At 67.6% G+C, this 21,273-nt stretch carries 17 protein-coding genes; 6 read left to right on the top strand and 11 right to left on the bottom strand.

Annotation, left to right across the window (positions count from 1 at the left end; translation table 11 throughout):
- Window positions 1–100 precede the first annotated feature (100 nt).
- On the top strand, window positions 101–1,933 hold the full coding sequence (locus AC1RUS_RS07965) for a methyl-accepting chemotaxis protein (RefSeq protein WP_492914774.1): 1,833 nt from the start codon (window positions 101–103) through the stop codon (window positions 1,931–1,933).
- Between the two features lies 1 nt (window position 1,934).
- Here the strand turns inward: AC1RUS_RS07965 and AC1RUS_RS07960 are convergent, their stop codons facing one another.
- Window positions 1,935–2,195 carry a type II toxin-antitoxin system RelE/ParE family toxin gene (locus tag AC1RUS_RS07960; protein WP_492915294.1) on the bottom strand — a complete coding sequence of 87 codons (261 nt, stop codon included), beginning with the start codon at window positions 2,193–2,195 and terminating at the stop codon, window positions 1,935–1,937.
- Between the two features lie 20 nt (window positions 2,196–2,215).
- Window positions 2,216–2,464 carry a hypothetical protein gene (locus AC1RUS_RS07955; RefSeq protein WP_492914772.1) on the bottom strand — a complete coding sequence of 83 codons (249 nt, stop codon included), beginning with the start codon at window positions 2,462–2,464 and terminating at the stop codon, window positions 2,216–2,218.
- A gap of 124 nt (window positions 2,465–2,588) precedes the next feature.
- Between AC1RUS_RS07955 and AC1RUS_RS07950 the strand changes: the two genes are divergently transcribed.
- Complete coding sequence (locus tag AC1RUS_RS07950; protein ID WP_492914770.1) at window positions 2,589–3,770, top strand: BaiN/RdsA family NAD(P)/FAD-dependent oxidoreductase; 1,182 nt, start codon at window positions 2,589–2,591, stop codon at window positions 3,768–3,770.
- Between the two features lie 38 nt (window positions 3,771–3,808).
- On the opposite strand, the gene AC1RUS_RS07945 is transcribed toward AC1RUS_RS07950, so the two are convergent.
- From AC1RUS_RS07945 to AC1RUS_RS07920, 6 genes are all read right to left on the bottom strand, one after another.
- Window positions 3,809–6,022 (bottom strand): DEAD/DEAH box helicase, encoded by a 2,214-nt coding sequence (locus AC1RUS_RS07945; RefSeq protein WP_492914769.1) that lies wholly within the window; start codon window positions 6,020–6,022, stop codon window positions 3,809–3,811.
- Between the two features lie 240 nt (window positions 6,023–6,262).
- Window positions 6,263–7,777: a glycosyltransferase family protein gene (locus AC1RUS_RS07940; protein WP_492914766.1), complete on the bottom strand. Its 1,515-nt coding sequence runs from the start codon at window positions 7,775–7,777 to the stop codon at window positions 6,263–6,265.
- A gap of 11 nt (window positions 7,778–7,788) precedes the next feature.
- Window positions 7,789–8,916: a glycosyltransferase gene (locus AC1RUS_RS07935; protein ID WP_492914764.1), complete on the bottom strand. Its 1,128-nt coding sequence runs from the start codon at window positions 8,914–8,916 to the stop codon at window positions 7,789–7,791.
- 893 nt (window positions 8,917–9,809) lie between these two features.
- A complete protein-coding gene (gene parE, locus AC1RUS_RS07930; RefSeq protein WP_492914762.1) occupies window positions 9,810–11,897 on the bottom strand; it encodes a DNA topoisomerase IV subunit B in 2,088 nt (695 codons plus the stop codon).
- Between the two features lie 144 nt (window positions 11,898–12,041).
- Window positions 12,042–13,394 (bottom strand): amidohydrolase family protein, encoded by a 1,353-nt coding sequence (locus tag AC1RUS_RS07925; protein WP_492914760.1) that lies wholly within the window; start codon window positions 13,392–13,394, stop codon window positions 12,042–12,044.
- A complete protein-coding gene (locus AC1RUS_RS07920; RefSeq protein ID WP_492914758.1) occupies window positions 13,394–14,863 on the bottom strand; it encodes an amidohydrolase in 1,470 nt (489 codons plus the stop codon). Before AC1RUS_RS07920 ends, AC1RUS_RS07925 begins: the two co-directional genes overlap by 1 nt.
- Before the next feature lie 166 nt (window positions 14,864–15,029).
- Here AC1RUS_RS07920 and AC1RUS_RS07915 point away from each other — a divergent pair, with 166 nt between their 5' ends.
- Both AC1RUS_RS07915 and AC1RUS_RS07910 read left to right on the top strand, forming a co-directional pair.
- Complete coding sequence (locus tag AC1RUS_RS07915; RefSeq protein WP_492914756.1) at window positions 15,030–15,383, top strand: Kazal-type serine protease inhibitor family protein; 354 nt, start codon at window positions 15,030–15,032, stop codon at window positions 15,381–15,383.
- A 2-nt stretch (window positions 15,384–15,385) separates the two neighbouring features.
- Window positions 15,386–15,784, top strand: coding sequence for a putative quinol monooxygenase (locus AC1RUS_RS07910; protein ID WP_492914754.1), 399 nt, complete (start codon window positions 15,386–15,388; stop codon window positions 15,782–15,784).
- Window positions 15,785–15,840: 56 nt separating this feature from the next.
- On the opposite strand, the gene AC1RUS_RS07905 is transcribed toward AC1RUS_RS07910, so the two are convergent.
- The 3 genes from AC1RUS_RS07905 to AC1RUS_RS07895 form a co-directional block, all read right to left on the bottom strand.
- Complete coding sequence (locus AC1RUS_RS07905; RefSeq protein WP_492914752.1) at window positions 15,841–18,018, bottom strand: TonB-dependent receptor; 2,178 nt, start codon at window positions 18,016–18,018, stop codon at window positions 15,841–15,843.
- Between the two features lie 299 nt (window positions 18,019–18,317).
- A complete protein-coding gene (glnA, locus tag AC1RUS_RS07900) occupies window positions 18,318–19,727 on the bottom strand; it encodes a type I glutamate--ammonia ligase (protein WP_492914750.1) in 1,410 nt (469 codons plus the stop codon).
- A 45-nt stretch (window positions 19,728–19,772) separates the two neighbouring features.
- Window positions 19,773–20,111: a P-II family nitrogen regulator gene (locus AC1RUS_RS07895; protein ID WP_035046431.1), complete on the bottom strand. Its 339-nt coding sequence runs from the start codon at window positions 20,109–20,111 to the stop codon at window positions 19,773–19,775.
- 250 nt (window positions 20,112–20,361) lie between these two features.
- Between AC1RUS_RS07895 and AC1RUS_RS07890 the strand changes: the two genes are divergently transcribed.
- Together AC1RUS_RS07890 and AC1RUS_RS07885 are read left to right on the top strand one after the other, a co-directional pair.
- Entirely contained in the window at window positions 20,362–20,721 is a 360-nt protein-coding gene (locus AC1RUS_RS07890; protein ID WP_492914748.1) for a hypothetical protein, read from the top strand.
- Window positions 20,703–21,272 carry a histidine phosphatase family protein gene (locus tag AC1RUS_RS07885; RefSeq protein ID WP_492914747.1) on the top strand — a complete coding sequence of 190 codons (570 nt, stop codon included), beginning with the start codon at window positions 20,703–20,705 and terminating at the stop codon, window positions 21,270–21,272. The genes AC1RUS_RS07890 and AC1RUS_RS07885 overlap by 19 nt, the downstream gene beginning before the upstream one ends.
- The last annotated feature ends 1 nt before the right edge of the window (window position 21,273 follow it).

Here is a 21,273-nt window from a genome sequence, read left to right as displayed (position 1 = left end):
TAAGCCGTCGTTTACGGAGCGCACCGCTATTCTTGAAGTCAGTGAATCGGAACGTGGCGATGAATGATCCACGTTAGGTAACCGGTGTCGGGGAAACGCCATGAAGTTGGATGATCTCAAGATCTCCTCGAAGGTTCTGCTGCCGGCGGTCGTGCTGGCCGTCGCCACGATCTCCTGCGCCGGCATGGGCGTGTGGCAGCAGAAGCGGGCGGACGCCGCCACCGAGCGTCTGGTCAAGCATCGCTCCCCCGCAGAGATCCAGTCGGCCCGCTTCCTGCGCCGCATCAGCATGATGGGCTACGCCGCCCACCGCATCGTCACCTATGACGGCGCGTCCGAGCAGGCCCAGGCGGCCTCCAAGGAACTCGACAAGGTCTATGCCGAGGGCAAGGAAAGCCTGGGCAAGATCGCCGCCGCCGATCCCTCGGCCACCGAATACACCACCGGCATCGGGCAGCGCCTCGACGCCATCTATGCCCAGGCGCGCTCGGCCGCCGACCTTGGCCTCAACAATGACGACGCCGGCGCGGTCGGCGGGCTCAGCGGCGTCGACACCGCCATCGCCGGCATGGCCAAGGACGCCAAGGCCTGGGGCGACGTCTACAACAAGGACACCGCCGCCATGGTGGCCGAGGCCTCCAAGTCGGCGGCCATGGGCTCGTGGTTCACCCTGCTGTTCGGCTTCAGCGCCGCCGCCGCCGGCATGGGCTTCGCCGCCTGGATTGGCTCGTTCAAGATTTCGCGTCCCGTGCGGGCCCTGTCGCGCACCATGACCAGCCTGGCCGAGGGCGAGCTGAACGTCGACGTGGTCGGCGCCGGCCGTCGCGACGAGGTCGGCCTGATGGCCAAGGCCGTCCAGGTGTTCAAGGACAACGCCGTGGCCCTGCGCTCGGCCGAGAGCGAGCAGGCCCGCGTCTCGGCCTCGGGCGAAGCCGAACGCCAGCGCAACGAGGCCGCCGCGGCCGCCTCGGCTCGTGATCAGGCCTTCGCCGTCGAGCATCTGGCCAACGCCCTGTCGCACCTGTCGCGCGGCGACCTGACCGTGCGGATCACCGAGGCCTTCCCGGCCGGCTACGTGCAGATCCGCGACGACTTCAACGGCGCCATCGCCCAGCTCGACGAGGCCATGGGCAAGATCGTCGCCACAGTGGGCCTGGTGGGCGCCAGCGCCGACGAGATCGCCGCCGCCGCCGACGACACCGCCCGCCGCAGCGAGCAGCAGGCCGCCAGCCTGGAAGAGACGGCCGCCGCCCTCGACGAGATCACCGCCACCGTCCGCCGCGCCTCGCAGGGCGCCGGCGAGGCCAGCCGCGTCGTCACCGCCACTCGCTCGGACGCCGCCCGCTCGGGCGAGGTGGTGCGCGGCGCGGTCTCGGCCATGAACCAGATCGAGAGCTCCTCGCAACAGATCAGCCAGATCGTCGGCGTGATCGACGAGATCGCCTTCCAGACCAACCTCCTGGCCCTCAACGCCGGGGTCGAAGCGGCCCGCGCGGGCGACAGCGGTCGCGGCTTCGCCGTCGTGGCGCAAGAGGTGCGGGCGCTGGCCCAACGCTCGGCCGACGCGGCCAAGGAGATCAAGACCCTGATCTCGTCTTCCACCCAGCAGGTGGGCGAGGGCGTGCGCCTGGTCGGCCAGACCGGCGAGGCTCTGGACGGCATCGTGACGAAGGTCAGCGAGATCGACGCCCTGGTGTCGGAAATCGCCGCCTCGGCGCGCGAACAGGCCACCGGCCTCAACGAGGTCAACGCCGCCGTCAATCAGATGGACCAGGGCGTGCAGCAGAACGCCGCCATGGTCGAGCAATCCACCGCCGTCAGCCACGGCCTGAAGTCCGAGATCGGCGGTCTGGTGCGTATGATCGGCCGGTTCGAGGTCAGCGGCGAGGGCGGGGCGTCGACCCACCGCTCCGGCATGAGGATGGCCGGCTAGTTCAACGTCGCTCCCTCGCGTGCCTCAGATGCGCGACGACGACCATGTTGGCCTGGATCCGGTATTGGACGATGTAGCCGGAGTTCCCGAACGGAACGGAGATTTGCTTCAAGTTCGGCGATGGCCCTGGAAAGCCGCGCTCTGCGTGGTCGGATAGCGATAGTATCGCGTCACTCAGGGCCTCGACGGCGCGCGTCGCGGCGTCTGAGTTCTTGTCGGCGAGAAACAATTCGAGGCGATGCAAGTCCTGCTGCGCTCGCACCGTCAACCGCACCGACCGCTTCACGAGCGTTTGGCGATCCGCTGTTGGACGTTGTTGCGGAAGGTCGCGAGCGCTTCCTCGGCGGACACCGATTGGCCGGTCCTGTCGAACTCTTCCAGCGAAGTGAGCGCTTCGGCCCAGTCGTCATCCATCGCGCGATCAAGCGCATTCAGAGCGTACGCCTCCGGAGACAAGCCGGCGGCTTGCGCAGCCGCTTTCAAGCGCTCGGCGCGTTCCGCATCGATGTGAATGTCAGCGCCGTCGGCCATCCTTCAAGAGTCGCTTAGGATCGGCGGTCCGTCAATGTCGCCGCGAACCGACCTCCGATTGACATTTGACGCATCTGGCCGCCCTTAACGCCGCTTCTCTCGCCGACGGAAAGATAGCGCTCTCTTGGAACAGTTCGACGTCGTCGTAATCGGAGCCGGCGCGGCCGGCATGATGTGCGCCATCGAGGCGGGCAAGCGCGGGCGCTCGGTGCTGGTGATCGATCACGCCAAGGCTCCCGGCGAGAAGATCCGCATCAGCGGCGGCGGGCGCTGCAACTTCACCAACATCCACGCCGCCCCGGCCAACTTCCTGTCGGCCAATCCGAAGTTCTGCGTCTCGGCCCTGCGCCGCTACACGCCCAAGGACTTCATCGCCCTGGTGGATCGCCACGGCATCGCCCATCACGAAAAGACCCTGGGACAGCTGTTCTGCGACGGCTCGGCCGTGCAGATCATCACCATGCTGCTGGCCGAGATGGACGCCGCCGGCGCGCAGCTTCGCCTTGAGACCGGCGTCGATCGCGTCTCGCGGGCTGGCGAAGGCTATGAGCTGGCCCTGACCAGCGGCGCCAATGTCCGCTGCGCGTCGCTGGTGATCGCCAGCGGCGGTAAATCAATCCCGAAGATGGGCGCGACTGGCTTTGGCTACGACATCGCCAAGCAGTTCGGCGTCGGTGTCGTCGAGACCCGTCCGGCGTTGGTGCCGCTGACCTTCGAGGTCAAGACGCTGGAACGCCTGGCCCGACTGTCGGGCGTGGCGCTGGACGCCGTGGTGGCCCACGGCAAGACCAAGTTCCGCGAAGGCATGCTGTTCACCCATCGGGGCCTGTCGGGTCCGTCGATCCTGCAGATCTCGTCCTACTGGCGCGAGGGCGACGAGATCCGCATCGACATGGCCCCCGGCGTCGACGCCCTGGCGGCCCTGAAGGCGGCGCGCACCGCCACGCCGCGCCGGGCGGCCTCAACCGTGATGGCGACCCTGCTGCCGCAGCGCGTGGCCCAGGTGGTCTCCGACGACGAAGGCGCGCAGGGAAACATCGCCGACTGTTCGGACAAGGTGCTCGGGCGCCTGGCCGCCGCCGTCAACGCCTGGACCTTCAAGCCCGTCGGCTCGGAAGGCTATCGCACGGCGGAAGTGACCCTGGGCGGGGTGGACACCAACGATCTGGACTCGCGGACCATGCAGGCCAAGGCCGTGCCCGGGCTCTACTTCATCGGCGAGGTCGTCGACGTCACCGGCTGGCTGGGCGGGTTCAATTTCCAGTGGGCCTGGGCCTCTGGATGGTCCGCTGGCCAAGCCGCTTAAGAAAAAGGCCTCTCCGGTGGGAGAGGCCTTTTCCGTTTCTACTTCTTCTTGAACGGCTTGCCGCCGGCCTTGGCCTTGAAGGGCTTGGGACCCTTGAACGGCTTGGCCGGGCCATCGCCGCGCGGCTTGGGCGAGTACGAGGTCTGCGGACCGGCCGCCTTCTCGCCGAACGCCTTGGGCGCGCCGGCGCGGGGCTTGAAGTCGCGCTTGGGACCGTCGTCGCGGCCTTCGGCGCGCGGCTTGTAGGCGCGCTTGGCGCCGCCTTCCGCGTCGGCCGGCGAGTAGGGACGGGGAGCCTCGTCGCCACGCGGAGCGCGGGGCTTGAAATCGCGCTTGGCCTCGTCACGAGCCGGACGCGGCTTGTAGTCGCCCTTGGGCTCCTCGCCCTTGCCGTAAGGCTTGGCGGTGCTGAAGCCGTCATCGCTGAAGTTGGACGGGCGCGGGGTGTGGTCACGCGAGCCCGGGGCGTTGGCGCGCGGCGAACGCGGTGCGTCATCACGCGGCGGGCGCGGCTTGAACTCGCGCGGCGCGTCGTTGTCGCGAGGAGGACGCGGCGTGAACTCGCGACGCGGACCGGCTTCGCGGGCGGCCGGGGCCGCCGTCGGGGTGATGGCGACGTCGTCGCGGACCGTGGCCTGCACCGCCGCACCGAACTTCACCGCCGCCTCGGCCGAGATCTCGAACTTGGTGTCGTAGTCGAAGATCCGGATCGAGCCGATGTCCTTCTTGGTGATGTGGCCCAGGCGGCAGATCAGCGGGATCAGCCACTTGGGGTCGGCGTTGTTGCGGCGGCCGGTGTTGAGGCGGAACCACTCCGAGCCTTCCATGTCCGCGCGGGGCTCGCGCTCGGGACGGTCACCGAAGTCGCGCGGACCGCCACGGTCGGAGAAGTCGTTGCCGCGCTCATTGCGCACGCGCGGGCCCGGGTCGGCGCCGTGGCGCGGATCGTCGTAGATCTCTTCCGGAGCCGGCAGCTTGGCGCGGCGGGTGCGGATCAGGGCGGCGGCGATCTCGGTCGGGGTGCGCTTGGCCAGCATCAGCTCGGCCAGGGCCAGATCGTCCTCGTTCGAGGCTTCGGCGAAGATCGGATCGTCCAGCAGGCGCTCGGTGTCCTTGGCGCGGATCTCGTCGGCGGTCGGGGCGCCGCCCCAGTTGCCTTCGACGCCAGCCGCCATCAGCAGCTGCTCGGCCTTGCGGCGGCGGGTGTAGGGCACGACCAGGGCCGAGACGCCCTTCTTGCCCGCGCGGCCGGTGCGGCCTGAACGGTGGAGCAGGGTGGCCTTGTTGACCGGCAGTTCAGCGTGGATGACCAGGCCCAGGTCGGGCAGGTCGAGGCCGCGCGCGGCGACGTCGGTGGCGACGCAGACGCGGGCATGACCGTCGCGCAGGGCTTGCAGGGCGTCGGCGCGCTCACGTTGCGACAGCTCGCCCGAGAGGCCCACCACGTCGAAGCCGCGCTCGCGCAGCTTGCTGTGCAGGGCGCGGACGCTTTCGCGGGTGTTGCAGAACACCAGGGCGCCGGGGCTTTCGAAATAGCGCAGCAGGTTGACGATCGCGTGCTCGGTCTCGTTGGGCGCGACGCGGACGGCGCGATATTCGATGTCGCGGTGCGGCTCGTTGCGGCCCAGGGTGTCGATGCGCAGGGCGTCATTCTGATAGCTCTTGGCCAGCTGCACGATCTCGCGCGCCAGGGTGGCCGAGAACAGCAGGGTGCGGCGTTCCTTGGGTGCGGCGTCGAGGATGAACTCGAGATCCTCGCGGAAGCCCATGTCGAGCATCTCGTCGGCCTCGTCGAGGACGGCGACCTTCAGCTCCGACAGGTCCAGGTGACCGCGCTCGATGTGATCGCGCAGGCGGCCCGGGGTGCCGACGACGATGTGGGCGCCCCAGTTCAGGGCGCGCTGCTCGCGACGGGCGTCCATGCCGCCCACGCAGTTGACGACCACGGCGCCGGCGTCGGCGTACAGCCACGTCAGTTCGCGATTGACCTGGATGGCCAGCTCGCGGGTCGGGGCGATGACCAGGCACATCGGCGGGCCGGCCTTGGAGAACTTCTCGTCCTCGCCCAGCAGGGTCGGCGCGGCGGCCAGGCCGAAGGCGACGGTCTTGCCCGAGCCGGTCTGGGCGCTGACCAACAGGTCGCGGCCTTCGGCGTCGGCTTCCAGCACGGCGGCCTGGACGGGGGTGGGCTCGAGGTAACCCTGAGCAGCAAGAGCCCGCTCAAGAGCGGGGTGGGAGGCGGGGAAGGGCATATAGGTCCAATTCGGTTCAAGCGGACGGCACACACACACGTGCGGCCCGCGCCACGACCAAATACGACCCCCAAACGGACCGTGTTCTTGGTCTTATCTCGTGAAATATAGACCCGTTTGGCCGCCTTGCCGATGAGGCGCGGGCGAAAAGAGGTCCAAGGGGCGCTTAGGAGGCTAAATTGGTCGGGATTGCAAGAGTGGCCAGGAAATTCCCACCAGGTGCGGCGGATTCGCCGCAGGTCAGTGGCCTGGCAGGCGCTCGTAGACGATCGTCCTGGATTTCAGAGTCGGGACCACGGCGACTGGCCGATAGTTCCGCGCCAGCTCGGCCTGGACGATGGCCACGACCTCGAAATTGAAGTCCTTGGGCACGGGACTTTCGTCGACGATGACGCTGGGCTTGCCGGCCAGGATGCGCTGCACTTCGGTGGCCTGATCCACGCCGATGGCGCCGTGCTCGCGCAGCAGGTTCAGGTGTCCCGGAAACGGGTGACGGGTCGGCAGGCACGAACCGGTCAGGTGATAGAGGATCGACTCGCCGTTCCAGACATAGAGGCAGTTGGTCAGGCGCGGCCGGATGGCGGCGACCACGGCGGCCATCTCCTTCTGCGTTCCGCGCCGCATGTGGGCCTTGTGAATGACCCCGGCATAGGCGCTGGCTCCGGCGACCAGCATGATCCCCGCCGCGACCAGGCCCAGGCGACGCCGTCCGCGCCGATAGCGGAACAGCGGCGCGCAAGCCGCCGCGATCGGCGCTGTCAGCGGCAGGGCGTAGTGGGTGAAATAGGTGCCGAACAGCAGGTAGCCGCCGACCGCCGCGCCCAGCCAGGCCATCACGAAGCAGAAGGTGGCCTTGCCGCGCGGAAAGGCCCGCCAGGGCTTGAGGATCAGGGTCAGCACGATGGCGAAGACCGGCAGGTGCAAGGCCTTCCAAGCCTTGGCCAGTCGGTGCAAAAGCTCGCCGGCCGAGGCGTTGGAGCGCGCGCCGATCGACAGGAAGTTGGCGTAGACGAAGGCCTGCGCCTGGCCGATCCACGCATAGTAGGCCAACGCCGCTAGGGTCGGCGCCAGGGCGATGGCCACCCACAGCGCAGCGTCGACGACCAGGCGATCGATCCGCCGGCTGGTCCGCCACGAGGCCAGCATCAGCATGACGCCAAAGAACACGCCCTCGAACAGGGCGGTGTACTTCACCTGCATGGCCACGCCGACCAGGGCCATGGCGACGGCGCCCAGACGTCGGATCTCGCCGGCCCGGATGTCGGGCCTGGTCCAGGCGATCAGGGTGGCCAAGGCCGCCCCCACCACGAACAGGGTGTAGAACACAGGCGCTTGACCGCCCGATCCGCCCAGCAGGCCGATCAGCAGGATGTAGACGATCCCCGCCACCACACCGGCCACGAGGCCGGCCATCGGCTCGGCGATGCGGACGATCAGCAGGGCCGTGCCCGCCGCGAACAGGGTGGCGACGATCTGGTATTGCACGATCCCATCGCCGCCGAGCAGGCGGATGCCGGCGAACAGCACGAACAGGCCCACCGGCTTGCGGTCCCAGATGTCCACATAGGGCAACGCCCCGTGCAGCATCCGGTCGCCGACCAGCAGGTAGAAGTTCTCGTCCACCTGGATCAGCGGATTGCCGAACTGGCAGCAGCGAATGGCGAAGGCGGCGATCAGCACGACGGCGGCGGCCAGCAGCCATTGGCCGCGTCGATCCAGCGCGGCGGCCCAGGCGGTCGGGGAGAAGCGTTTCAAGGTCGGCCGAGTCATTCGCCTGAGAGAGACAGGGCGGCGGGCTTGGCCGCAAGCTCCACGTTCGACTTGCGAGCCTGGTCGGGCGTACGCCAGGTGACCCGTCGGGCGGCCTGGTAGTTCCAGAACGCGCCCAGCACCGCGCCGGCCGCGCCCGCGACGAGCCACGGCGCGCCGATGGCGTTGAGGCCCGCGCCCGCCGCCTCGCTGACCAGGGCTCCGCCCAGGCACGCGGCGTAGAAGCTCAGCAGGCCGCGCCACAGCGCCGCGCCGGTCAGGCGTCGGTCGCGGAAGGTCAGGCTGTTGTTGAGCACGAAGTTCCAGCTCATCGCCGCCAGGATCGCCAGGGTCTGCGCCGCCCAGAACGGCAGGCTGGTCAGGCCCGTCAGGCTCAGCACCGACAAGTGGGCGGCCAGGCCCGTCGTCCCGACCAGCAGGAACTGGCTCATGCGGGCCGGGATCGCGCCGCCGGTGCGTTTTTCGACCAGCAGGGTCACTAGGTCGACGGCGACGCGCAGGTCCAGCTTGGACTCCCCGCCGGCTCGCGCCCGCAGGACGGTCGGGATCTGCGCGACGTGGGGCCGGCGACGGCCCGAGGCGACGATGTCCACCAGGATCTTGAAGCCCAGGCCCGAAAGGCTGGGCCGGACGGTTTCGTACCAGTCCCGACGCATCAGGAAGCAGCCGCTCATCGGATCGGCCAGGCGCAGGCCCAGCAGCGCGCCCGAGACGATCACGCCGACGCGGCTGATCAGGTGTCGGGCGCCGCACAGGCCCGACTCCGCGCTTTCCAGGTAGCGGCTGGCCACGGCCACGTCGGCGTTGGAATCCTGAAGACGGGTCAGCAGGCGGGCGATCAGGCGGGGATCGTGCTGGCCGTCGCCGTCCATGATCGCCAGCGTCTTGCCACGCGCCGCGTCCCAGCCGGCGATCGCCGCCGAGGCCAGGCCGCCGCAGCCTTCGCGGCGGATCAGCCGCACGCTGGAATGGGCGCGGGCGTGGGCCTCAACGACCCTGGCGGTCAGGTCGTTGGCGGAATCGTCGACGACGATGATCTCGTGCGGCACGCCGGCCAGTTCGGCGCGGACCTCGTCCAGCACGCCGCCGATGGCCTCGTGTTCGTCCAGGGTGCAGATGATCACCGAGACTTGCGGCCGACCCCAGCTGGAGGGCTCGTCATTGACGGTTGTGTATCGAGGAAGAGTAGAGGTTTCGCTCTGCGAGATCATGACCGGGGCCGTTCATTTCAGCGGAGTGTCATGATCTCCGCCAAGTCGGCCCGTTCTTTGTTGCCTTCGTATCTGGACTTAATTCGTCATGTGTCAGCGGGGAAATGTAGCGCGCGGTTAGAGGATAGACGCGAGGACAGCTGCCCTTCTCCCCTTGCGGGAGAGGCGGCGCGCAGCGCCGGATGAGGGGGCGACAGACCTGTCCAGACGGGCGCGAGGCGTTGCGGGGTATGGCTTCGAGGCCGGTGCGCCCCCTCATCCGTCAGCCCCGGCCTTCGCCGGGGCCGACACCTTCTCCCGCAAGGGGAGAAGAATAGGACCGCGGGCATTCGTCTCGACTTTTCCAATGCGCCCAACCCTCCCGTATTCTCTACCCACCTCGTCGCGAGGAAAGGGCGCAAGGCCAGCGACCGTTGCGGCGACGAGGGGTGATCGAGCGGGGTCGGTCGGAGTCGCGCGAGCGGGGCCGGTCGGCGTTGAGGGCGGGGGACGCAAACCCGCCCATCGGAGGTCTCGCTGAAGACCTCCGCCCGTCCGAAGGTCCGCTCCGGGCCCCTCCGGAATCGACGTGGCTTGCAGCCCCAGGGCTGGGTCCGTCGCGAGGAGGACAAGCCCGGGTGGGGCAAAAGGCTGAACAGGCCTGCGCGCCCCGGCCAGAGGGAAAACGGTCACGCGGAGCGGACGGCTTCGTCGAAACGGTACTCATCTAACTCACATCCGGACGTCGTCCGGACGCTCCGCGCCCCTTTCCATCCCTTCAGCGGTGACCCGCGTGAGGTCGCGAAACCGTGCGTCCCTTCGAGGCCTCAGACGTCCAGGTCGGCCGCCGCGAACTCGGCGTTTTCCTGGATGAAGCGGAAGCGCAGCTCGGGCTTGCGGCCCATCAGCGTCTCGACCAGGTCCTCGACCGCCTCTTCCGAGCGCGGCAGGGTGATCTTGGCCAGGGTCCGCACCGCCGGATCCATGGTGGTTTCCTTCAGCTGGGCGGCCATCATCTCGCCCAGGCCCTTGAAGCGGCCGATCTCGGGCTTCTTGCCCTTGAACGTCGTGGCCAGCAGCTCGTCCTTGTGGGCGTCGTCGCGGGCGTATTCGGTCTTGCCGCCGTGGCTGATGCGGTACAGCGGCGGCAGCGCCAGGAACAGGTGCCCGCCCCGGATCAGGTTGGGCATGGTGCGGTAGAAGAAGGTGATCAGCAGCGAAGCGATGTGGGCGCCGTCGACGTCGGCGTCGGTCATGATGATGATCCGCTCGTAGCGCAGATCCTCTTCCTTGTACCGGTTGCCGGGCTGGGCCCCGAGGGCCAGCATCAGGTCGGACAGTTCCTTGTTGGCGGTGAACTTGTCGCCGCTGGCCGAGGCCACGTTCAGGATCTTGCCGCGCAGGGGAAGGATCGCCTGGTTCTTGCGGTTGCGGGCCTGCTTGGCCGAGCCGCCGGCCGAGTCGCCTTCGACGATGAACAGTTCGGCGCCGTCCACCGCGCCGCCGGCGCAGTCGGCCAGCTTGCCCGGCAGGCGCAGCTTGCGGGTCGCCGAGGCGCGCTGGACTTCCTTGTCCTTGCGGCGCTTGAGGCGTTCCTCGGCCCGGTCGATGACGAATTCCAGCAGGGCCTGGGCGGCCTTGGGGCTGCCGGTCAGCCAGTGGTCGAAGGGGTCGCGCAGCGCCGCCTCGACGAAGCGCTGGGCTTCGCTCGAAGAGAGCTTTTCCTTGGTCTGACCCTGGAATTCCGGGTTCTTGATGAACACCGAGATCAGGGCGCCGGCCTGAGCGATGACGTCGTCGGCGGTGATGATCGCCGCGCGCTTTTCGCCCTTCAGTTCGGCATAGGCCTTGAGGCCTCGGGTCAGGGCGGCGCGCAGGCCGCTCTCGTGGGTGCCGCCCTCTGGGGTGGGCACGGTGTTGCAGTACGACTGCATGAAGCCGTCGTGCTCGCCGAACCCACGCGGCGTCCAGGCGATGGCCCACTCGACCGCGCCAGCCTCGCCCTGACGCTCGATGCGGCCCGAGAAGCTCTCGGGCGTGACCATCTCCAGGCCCTTGGTGCGCTCGGCCAGGAAGTCGGCCAGGCCGTTGGGGAAGTGGAAGGTCGCCTCGGCGGGCGTCTGGTCGTGGATGCGCTCGGCGGCGCAGGACCATTTGATCTGCACGCCGCGGAACAGATAGGCCTTGGAGCGGGCCATGCGGTACAGGCGCGCCGGCTTGAAGTTGGCGCCTTCGCCGAAGATCTCGTCGTCGGGCTTGAAGCGCACCATAGTGCCGCGCTTCTTGCTGGGCTGGATCTTCTCGACCGGGCCCAGCGGCTTGCCGCGCGAAAAGACCTGCAGGTGCTCGAACCCGTCGCGCCAGACGGTGACCTCGACCCGCTCGGACAGCGCGTTGACCACCGAGGCGCCGACGCCGTGCAGGCCGCCCGAGGTCTCATAGGCCTTGCCGCTGAACTTACCGCCGGCGTGCAGGACGGTCATGATGACTTCCAGGGCCGACTTGCCCGGATGCTTGGGGTGCGGGTCGACGGGCATGCCGCGACCATCGTCCTTGACCGACAGATAGCCGTCGGCGTCGAGCTTGACCTCGATAGTCTTGGCGAAGCCGGCCACGGCCTCGTCCATCGAGTTGTCGAGCACTTCGGCGAACAGGTGGTGCAGGGCCCGCTCATCGGTGCCGCCGATGTACATGCCGGGTCGCTTGCGCACCGGCTCCAGGCCTTCCAGCACCTCGATGTCGCTGGCGGTGTAACCGCCCGACGAGGCGGCCGGCGCCACGCTGGGAGGCGGCGGCGCGGCGGGACGGGCGGGCGCTTCGACATGGGGCTCGCGCGCCGGCAGCGGCGCCGCCGGCGTCGGGGACAGCGCGTCGTCGAACAGGGACAGCGGAGGCAGGTCGTCTTTGGAGGACATTACGGGAACATGCGTCGATTCGGTGGGAAGCTCCGTATGGGCTTCCCGGACTCGCCTGAAAAGAGGCGTATCGCCGCGACTATAGGGAAAACTGGGGAACGGTGCGACTTGCCCCCTCCGGCGGAGGGGGCAAGCGCTCGGTCTCTACCGATAGGCCGGCGGCAAACCGTTGTCGGGCGCGGCGTAGCGGTCCCGAAGCTGGGTCAGGCGGCTGTCCTTGGGCTGCTCGACGCCGGCGATGAACACCTTGTCGGCCCAGGTCGTGGTTTCCAGCGGATCGCCGGTCCACAGGACGAGATCCGCGGCCTTGCCGACTTCCAGAGAACCGATCCGGTCGGCCATGCCCCAGATCTTGGCCGGGTTCAGCGTCACCGCCGCCAGGCCGGCCGAGTAGGGCAGGCCGTTGGCGACCGCGAGGCCCGCGTTCAGGCGTTCCTGGCGCAGGTTGTTGAAATCCCGCGCGCCGTTGATCGCCACCGTCACGCCGGCCGCGTTCAGCCGGGCGGCGTTGTCGAGGCGCGAGCCCAAGGTTTCGAAACTGTCGGGCAGGTCGGCCTGGGTGTCGACGATGACCGGCACGCCGGCCTTGGCGATCTCGGCGGCCACGACCCAGCCTTCCTCGGCGCCTTCGAGGATGATCTTGATCTTCTCCTCGGCCGCCAGCTTGAGAGCCAGGCGGATGTCCGAAGCGCGGTGGACGCGGACCAGCAGGGGCGTCTTGCCCTGCACGACCGGGATCAGGGCCTGGAGGTCCAGGCGCGACAGACCGAACTCGCGGGTCGCGCCTTGTTCGTAGGCGGCGCGGTTGCGGGCGAAGGCTCGGGCGTCTTCCAGGGCCGACTTGATCAGCACGATCGAGGCGCCGCGCGAACCGCCGGCCGCGCGAGCCCCGGATTCGCCCAGCGACACCGTCACGGCCAGCTTGGAGCCCTGCACCAGATCGCTCTCGCCGGCCTTGAGGCGGACGAACGCGGCCTGGCCGCCGAACAGCGGCGGATCGCCCGAGCCCGAAGCGCCGGCCGTCATCTCCTCGACCACGCCGTCGTCGGCATGCTCGTGCGCGCCGCCGCCGACGCCCGACAGGACCGGGGTCACGGCCGAGGCGGTGACGCCGCTGTCGCGGGCCACGCCAATCATCGGCGAGGCCGGATTGACGCTGTAGGCGATGTCGAAGCCGGCCGACAGCGCGCTGCCGGTGCCGTCGTCGCGGGTCTCGCGGACGCCGCCGATCTCGGAGGCCGTCAGGTTGGACGACGGCGCGATCAGGCCGGGGGTGATGACCCCGCCCTTGGCGTCGATCACGCTGGCGCCGGCCGGAGCCGCCACGCCGGCGCCCAGGGCGACGATCTTGCCGTCACGGATGACGATCGTGCCCGAGGCCACGGCCGGACCGCTGATCGGCTCGAGCCGCGCATTGGTGATGGCGATGGTCTGGGCGGCGGCCGGAGCGGCCAGGGCGGCGCAGGCGGCGCCCGTCAGGAGGAAGGACCGGATCATCAGTTGAACGCTCCCTGGCCGGTTTGGCCAAGCTCGAAGTCGGACTTGGGCTGATAGCGCGGATCATGACGGTCATAGGTCAGGGCGCCGTCGATGAAGACCTTCTCGGCCTGGGCGTAGACGCTGAACGGGTCGCGGCTCCAGATCACCACGTCGGCGTTCTTGCCCGGCTCCAGCGAGCCGGTCTTGTCGGCGATGCCCATGGCCTTGGCGGGGTTGGCGGTGATCCACTTGATCGCCTCGGCCCGGCTGATGCCGTAGCCCAGCTTGTTGCCAGCCGTCATGGCGATGGCGGCTTCCTGGTTCAGGCGCTGGGTCATGATCGGGTCGTCGGAGTGGATGACGACGCAGGCCCCGGCCTTCCAGAGGATGGCGGCGTTGGAGTCGATCGCGTCCAGGCTTTCCATCTTGAAGCCGGTCCACGACGACCAGGTGGCCGAGCAGATGCCCTCCTTGGCCAGCAGGGCGGCGATCTTGTAGGACTCCACCGCGTGGTGGAACATGGTGATCTTGTAGCCGAACTCCTTGGCCACATCGATCATCACCGCTTCCTCGTCGGCGCGGTAGCAGTGGTTCTGGACCAGGATGTCGCCCTTCAGGACGCCGGCCAGGGTCTCCAACTGCAGGTCACGCTTGGGGGCGTCGGCCTTCTCGCCCTTGTCCTTCTTAGCGCGGTAGTCGTCCCACTTGCGGGCGTAGTCGGCCGCGTCGATCCAGGCCTTGCGATAGCCGTAGACATTGCCCATCGCCGTCGAGGGCGAGCGACCCTTGCCGCCATAGACGCGCTTGGGGTTCTCGCCGCAGGCCATCTTCAGGCCGTAGGGCGCGTCGGGGAACTTCATGCCCTGCATGGTGATCGCGGGCACATTCTTCAGCGTCACCGAACGGCCGCCGAACAGGTTGGCCGAACCGGGGAGGATCTGCAGCGTGGTCACGCCGCCGGCTCGGGCGCGGTTGAAGCCGGGATCCTGCGGCCAGACCGAGTGCTCAGACCACACCTGGGCGGTGTTGGGATCGGTGGCCTCGTTGCCGTCCGACTTGGCCTGCACGCCGGGCGAGGGATAGACGCCTAGGTGGCTGTGGGCGTCGATGACGCCGGGCGTCACCCACTTGCCCTTGCCATTGATCACGGCGACGTCCGCCGGGACCGGCGTGCCGACGGGGCCGACCGAGACGATCTTGCCGCCCGACATGAAGACCACGCCGTCGTCGATCTGTTGGCCGGTGGCGGTCAGGATCGTCGCGCCGACGATCGCCGTGGCGCGCGAGGGCAGGGCGGTATAGGTCGACGGATAGCCCGTCGAGGTCGAGCCATCCAGGCCCTTGGGCAGTGGTTTGGCCTCGACCTTCTCGGCCGGCTTGGCCGCGTTCGGGGCGGGCTTGGCGCCGGCTCCCGTCGTCGTCGCGCAGGCCGTGAGGCCCAGCGCAAGCGCGCCTACGGCCGCAGCCGTGTAACGCCATCCCATCATGAAAATACCCCGACTCTCGAAGAGGCGGGCAGGACAGACGAAAAGTTGGTGGCGAGCAAGAGAGGCTCGGCCCCGGATCGGCCGATCCGCGAAATTTGTCTGTCGCCTGACGCCAGAGCCGTCATGATGCGTTGCTATGCACATCCGTTCTGAGGGGAGATGTTCGATGGCCTTGCGATCGTGGTTTCTGGGTCTGGCGGCGCTGTTGCTGGTCGCTTGCGAGAGCCCTGGGGCGAGCGCGCCCTCGACCCCGCCGCCGATGTCGCGCGCGCCGGTCGCCGAGGGCGGCATGTGCGGCGGTATCGCCGGCTTCCAGTGCGCCTCGGGCCTGACCTGCGCGATGGAGGCCGGCCAGTGCCGCACGGTCGCCGACGCTTCGGGGATCTGCCGCAAGCGCCCGCAGATCTGCACGCGGGAATACCGCCCGGTCTGCGGCTGCGACGGCAAGACCTATGGCAACGCCTGCACAGCCGGCGCGGCCGGGGTCAGCGTCGCCTCAGACGGCGAGTGCAAGGCCTAGGGATGACGGACTTGAAGATCGAACGAAGGACCGTTCTGGCCGGCGGCGTAGCCGTCGCGGCGGTCGGCGCGCCGATAGCGGCCGCGAGCAAGGAGCAGACACCGATGTACGGATTGATCGGCCAGATGATGGCCGCGCCCGGCAAGCGCGACGAGTTGGTCGCCATCCTCAGCGAAAGCACGCAGGGCATGCCCGGCTGCCTCAGCTACATCCTGGCCAAGGACGCGGCCAATCCCGACGCCCTGTGGATCACCGAGGTCTGGACCGACAAGGAGCACCACGCCGGCTCGCTGAAATTGCCGGCGGTGCAGGCGGCGATCGCCAAGGCCCGGCCGATCATCGCCGGCTTCGGCCAGCGGTTCGAGACGGTTCCGGTCGGCGGTGTCGGCCTGAAGGCGTGACATGAAAAAGGCCGCGGATCGCTCCGCGGCCTTTCCCGTCTTCGGTTCGAGACCGACTACATCTTCACGTTCAGCGAGACGCCGATGATGCGCGGCTCGTTGACGAAGGCGGTCAGGTTGTCGAAGTCGATCGCGCCCTTGAGGTTGTCCTCGTCGGTGATATTGCGGGCGAAGACCGCCGCTTCCCAGGCGCCGTCCAGCTTGGCGTAGCCCAGCTTCAGGCCGCCCTCGAAGTCGCCCTTCGAGTAGAACTCCTTGGACTGGTACAGGAAGAAGTTCGTCAGGCCCTGCAGCTTCCAGTCGGTATAGGCGAACAGCTCGCCGTCGGCGCCGACCGGCACGCTGTAGCGGGCCGTGAAGTCGAAGGTGTACTTCGGCGCGTTCGGGAACGGGTTGCCGTCGACCAGGGCCTGGCCCGCGGCGTTCAGCTTGTCGGTCACGGTGCAGGCGGCGCAGACGGCCACGGCCAGGGACGAGTCCTTGATCTCGGTCTTGGCGTAGCTGTAGCCGGCCGTCAGGGTCAGGTTCGGGGTGACCACGAACTCGCCGTCCAGTTCCAGGCCATAGGCCTCGCCCTTCTTGGCGTTGATCAGGCGGTTGGAGTTGCTGCCGCCGCCGACCGCGCTGAACTGCGGATCGTCGATGGTGTAGGTGAACACCGCGCCGTTCAGGCGGACGCGGCGGTCAAGCAGCTCGCTCTTCAGGCCCAGCTCGTAAGACATGATCGTCTCGGACTTGGCGGCCGAGGCAGGGGAGAAGAAGGCGATGTCGCGGCCCTGGATCGACGGGCCGCGGAAGCCCGACGCCACCTTGCCGTAGACGCTGACATTGTCGGCGACGGTGTAGAACGCGCTCAGATCCCAGCTGACCTTCTCGTCGGAGACCGACACCGGCGCGGCCGGGTTCGGGCCCGAGACCACCTTCATGTCCTTGTCGTCGCTGGTGTAGCGCAGGCCGCCCGTCAGGGTCAGGGCGTCGGTGGCCTTGTACGAGGCCTGACCGAACACGGCCCAGGCGGTGTTCTTCTGCTCCAGCGTGGTGGCCGGGGCGAAGAACGGGTCGGTGCGGATCTGGTACTTGGTGTCGAAGTAGTAGCCGCCGACCTGCCAGCTCAGCGGACCGTCGGTGTCGCTGGCCAGGCGGATTTCCTGGGTGGTCTGGTCCAGTTGCTTGATGCCGTCGACGCTTTCCGACTGGAACGGGATGAAGCCCGGGCCAGCGGGGTTGCCGCCGTCGATGTCGCCGCGGCTGGAGCCGTCGGTGCTCTCATAGGCGGTGATCGAGGTCAGGGTGACGCCGCCAAAGTCGTAGTCGATCTTGGCCGAGGTGCCCCAGCCGTCATACTTCTGCGGGTTGCCCGCGCCGGCGTCGAAATAGACCGTCTTGCGGTCGTAGTTGGCGTTCAGCTTGTTGGAGCCCTTGGTCAGGATGTTGGCGCGGAAGACCGCCGCCGTGCCGTCCAGGTCGCGGGCGTGGATGTTGAACAGGGCGCTCAGCTTTTCCGTCGGCGTGAACAGCACCTGCAGGCGCGCGGCGCGTTCGTCAAAGCCGCCCAGGGCGTCCTTGGTCTTGGTGAAGGCGTTGTTGATCCAGTTGTCGCGGTGCTGGATCAGCAGCGAGGCGCGGGCCGCGACCTTTCCGGGGACGATGGCGCCGCCGACGCCGCCGTCAAAGGTCATGGTGTTGTAGCTGCCGTAGGTGGCGGCGGCGCGGGCCTTGAGCTCCTCGCTCGGCTTGACCGTGTCGAACTTGACGATGCCGGCCGTTGTGTTGCGGCCAAACAGCGTGCCCTGCGGGCCGCGCAAGACTTCAACCTGGTCGAGGTCGTAGATCGGCGAGCTCTTCAGCACGACGTTTTCCAGCACCACGTCGTCCTGGATGATCGACACCGGCTGCGAGGCGGCCAGGTCGAAGTCGCTGTTGCCCAGGCCGCGGATGTAGAAGCGCGGTGCGGCGCGGCCGTTCGACGATTCCGCGTAGAGGCCCGGAGCCTTGGCCGAGAGGGCCAGGATGTCGTCGCCGGCGGCGAAGGTCGATTGCAGCTTCTCGCCGCCGATCGCCGCGACTGACACGGGGATATCTTGAATGTTTTCGCTGCGCTTCTGGGCGGTGACGATGACGTCGCTGACCGTGGTGTCCTGCGCGAAGGCGGCGGGCGCGGCGGCGATGGCGATGCTCAGGGCGGCGACGCCGCAGGAAAGGCTGAGCGCGGTACGACGAGTGGAGCTTTGCATGGAGAGATCCTGTGCTGACCAAGCCTGGCGTCGCCGACTCTGTGGGGGCGTTCGCGTGGCTTCCGTTGTGCTGCGTTAAGCTCAGTTGGCGCTTCGGCGATATCGTCCGCTACGGGATTTCGAGCGCTTCCGACGGATTGCGTCGGTTCTGTTGCGGAGTTGCGACAATTTTGTTCAGCAGGCGCCCATAAGTAAGAAATCATTCCCAAGTCGGCGAGGCGGCGCGAGCGCCGATTCCAATGAAAAGGGGCCGGAGATTGCTCTCCGGCCCCGATCCCTAGTCCTAGACGATGTTCAGCCTAGCACTTGTAGTACATGTCGAATTCGACGGGGTGCGGGTGCAGCTGCAGACGCATCACTTCTTCCATCTTCAGCTCGATGTAGCTGTCGATGAAATCGTCGTCCATGACGCCGCCGGCCTTCAGGAAGGCGCGGTCCTTGTCGAGGTTCTCGAGCGCCTCGCGGAGCGAACCGCAGACTTCCGGGATCTTCTTCTGCTCGCGCGGCGGCAGGTCGTAGAGGTTCTTGTCGGCGGGCGCGCCCGGATCGATCTTGTTGTTGATGCCGTCCAGGCCGGCCATCAGCAGGGCGACGAAGGTCAGATAGGGGTTGCCCATCGGGTCGGGGAAGCGGGCTTCCAGACGCTTGGCCTTCGGCGAGTCGACGTGCGGGATGCGGATCGAGGCCGAACGGTTGCGGGCCGAATAGGCCAGCTTCACCGGGGCTTCGTAGCCGGGCACCAGGCGCTTGTACGAGTTCGTCGTGGAGTTCGAGAACGCGTTGATCGCCTTGGCGTGCTTGATGATGCCGCCGATGTACCACAGGCACATGTCCGACAGGCCGGCGTACTTGTCGCCGGCGAACAGCGGCTTGCCTTCGCCCCAGATCGACTGGTGGACGTGCATGCCCGAACCGTTGTCGCCGAACATCGGCTTGGCCATGAAGGTGGCCGTCTTGCCGTAGGCGTGGGCCACGTTGTGGATCACGTACTTATAGAGCTGCAGACGGTCGGCCATGGTGACCATGGTGTCGAACTTCAGGCCGAGTTCGTGCTGGGCGGGCGCCACTTCGTGGTGGTGCTTTTCCGGCTTCATGCCCAGCTCGCCCATCACGGCCAGCATTTCGCCGCGCAGATCCTGAGCCGAGTCGATCGGGTTGACCGGGAAGTAGCCGCCCTTGGGACCCGGGCGGTGGCCCATGTTGCCCTCGGGATAGGTCTTGGCCGAGTTGCCCGGCAGTTCGACGGAGTCGAACGAATAGCCGGTGCTGTTGGGCTGGGTGTCCCACTTCACGTCGTCGAAGATGAAGAACTCGGCTTCCGGGCCGAAGTACACGGTGTCGCCGATGCCCGAGGCCTTGACGTAGTTCAGGGCGGCCTTGGCGATCGAGCGCGGGTCGCGGTTGTAGGGGGTGCCCGTGTCGGGGTTCACCACGTCGCAGAACAGCGCCAGGGTGGTCTGCTGGTAGAACGGGTCGATGATGGCGGTCGACAGGTCCGGACGCAGCTTCATGTCCGACTCGTTGATGGCCTTCCAGCCGGCGATCGACGAGCCGTCGAACATGGTGCCGTCATTGAGGAAGTCGTCGTCGACGAGGTCGATGTCGAACGTGACGTGCTGCATCTTGCCGCGAACGTCGGTGAAGCGGACGTCGACGTATTTGACGTCCTTTTCCTTGATGAGGTTCAGGATTTCCTTGGCCGTGCTCATTCCGTATCCCCTTCTTGAGCGTCGTATCTGTTCAACGGTCCGCGCCTAGACGGCGGCGGGGCCGCTTTCTCCGGTTCGGATGCGGATGACTTCCGCGATCTCCGACACGAAAATCTTGCCATCGCCGATGCGCCCGGTGCGGGCGGCGCGGGTGATGGCCTCCAGCGCGGGTTCCAGCTGGCTGTCTTCGACGACGACCTCGACCTTGATCTTAGGGAGGAAGTCCACGACGTACTCGGCGCCGCGATACAGTTCAGTGTGGCCCTTCTGGCGACCGTAGCCCTTGGCTTCGAGCACAGTCATGCCTTGGACGCCCATCTCCTGAAGGGCCTCCTTCACCTCATCCAGCTTGAACGGCTTGATGATGGCTTCGATCTTCTTCATCGGTTCCACTTCCGGGCCCGCTGGCGCATGGCGCCGTTACATGGGCGGCACGGATCACGTCGGCCGGGCAAGCCGCAAGCTTTCGTGCGTGGGAAACCGGTTCGCTTCGTCTTGATGAGAAGTGAATGGTCAAAATACATGCATATTAAGTTCGAAAAATAGTCAGATCGGGTTTGCCGGCCAAATGGCCTTGCGAGGTGGCATTTCGTCCCTAGGATCGACCGAAACGGCCGTTTGAACGGGGGTGAAAATGCGTGACGGCACGCTGGTTTCGATCCGCGCGGCTCAATTTGCGAAACCCGACAAAATCGAAAATTCGCCGTTCCCGCTGAAACTGCTGAAGATTGCGGCGGAACGCGCGGTCGCTGATGAGGCTCTATCGGGGTCGGTTCTTGCCGAACTCGACGCATTGGCGGTCATCACGTCCAGTATGGATGCGCCAGAGGGCGTTTCGAGGTTCGTGCGCCCGCGTCACGCCAGCCGGTCGCCGAGCATGAAACCCTTACCGTGCGCCGACCTGTGCCTCCCGCCTTGCCGTGATGATCCTCAACAGGCGGTCAATATCCAACCTCTCTCGACCGGAGCGAGCCGATGTCCCGCGTTCATGTGATCCGCCACGGCAAACCGGCCTCGACCTGGGGCGGGGCGGACGACGATCCGGGCCTGGACGACCAAGGACGCCAGCAGGCCGTCGCGGTGATGGAGTTGCTGATGGCGCTGCCGGCGGACCAGCGACCCAGGCGCGTAGTCTCGTCGCCGCTGCGGCGCTGTCGCGAGACGGCCGCGCCGACCGCCCGCGCCCTGGGCGTCGAGATGGTGATTGATCCGGCGGTAGGCGAGATCCCGACGCCTGCCGCCCTGTCGGCCGCCGAGCGTCCCGCCTGGTTGCGCGCCGCGTTCGACGGGACGTGGAGCCAGATCCAGGGCGATCTGGACTATGAGGACTGGGCGCGAGGCGTCGCCCGCGCCGTGGCGTCTCACCCCGGCGCGGCGGTGTTCAGCCACTTCGTCGCCCTGAACGCCGCTGTGGGCGTCGCGACGGGCGAGGCGAGGGTGGCGGCGTTCCGGCCCGACCATTGCTCGGTCACGGTGTTCGACATCCGCGATGAGCGCTTGATCCTGAACGAGAAAGGACGCGAAGCTCAGAGCCAGGTGCTCTGAA

The sequence above is a fragment of the Caulobacter sp. GW821-FHT10F06 genome, assembly GCF_058809215.1.
The sequence above is the reverse complement of the archived record's forward strand: the minus strand, read 5'-3'. Positions and strand labels throughout refer to the sequence as shown.

Bases quoted from the DNA above. Each gene is read 5' to 3' on its own strand.
- AC1RUS_RS07910 (WP_492914754.1), top strand. From the start codon at position 15,386: ATGACGGACTTGAAGATCGAACGAAGGACCGTTCTGGCCGGCGGCGTA.
- AC1RUS_RS07945 (WP_492914769.1), bottom strand. From the start codon at position 6,022: ATGCCCTTCCCCGCCTCCCACCCCGCTCTTGAGCGGGCTCTTGCTGCT.
- AC1RUS_RS07885 (WP_492914747.1), top strand. From the start codon at position 20,703: ATGTCCCGCGTTCATGTGATCCGCCACGGCAAACCGGCCTCGACCTGG.
- AC1RUS_RS07955 (WP_492914772.1), bottom strand. From the start codon at position 2,464: ATGGCCGACGGCGCTGACATTCACATCGATGCGGAACGCGCCGAGCGC.
- AC1RUS_RS07905 (WP_492914752.1), bottom strand. From the start codon at position 18,018: ATGCAAAGCTCCACTCGTCGTACCGCGCTCAGCCTTTCCTGCGGCGTC.
- AC1RUS_RS07925 (WP_492914760.1), bottom strand. From the start codon at position 13,394: ATGATCCGGTCCTTCCTCCTGACGGGCGCCGCCTGCGCCGCCCTGGCC.
- AC1RUS_RS07890 (WP_492914748.1), top strand. From the start codon at position 20,362: ATGCGTGACGGCACGCTGGTTTCGATCCGCGCGGCTCAATTTGCGAAA.
- AC1RUS_RS07915 (WP_492914756.1), top strand. From the start codon at position 15,030: ATGGCCTTGCGATCGTGGTTTCTGGGTCTGGCGGCGCTGTTGCTGGTC.
- AC1RUS_RS07895 (WP_035046431.1), bottom strand. From the start codon at position 20,111: ATGAAGAAGATCGAAGCCATCATCAAGCCGTTCAAGCTGGATGAGGTG.
- parE (WP_492914762.1), bottom strand. From the start codon at position 11,897: ATGTCCTCCAAAGACGACCTGCCTCCGCTGTCCCTGTTCGACGACGCG.
- AC1RUS_RS07965 (WP_492914774.1), top strand. From the start codon at position 101: ATGAAGTTGGATGATCTCAAGATCTCCTCGAAGGTTCTGCTGCCGGCG.
- AC1RUS_RS07920 (WP_492914758.1), bottom strand. From the start codon at position 14,863: ATGATGGGATGGCGTTACACGGCTGCGGCCGTAGGCGCGCTTGCGCTG.
- glnA (WP_492914750.1), bottom strand. From the start codon at position 19,727: ATGAGCACGGCCAAGGAAATCCTGAACCTCATCAAGGAAAAGGACGTC.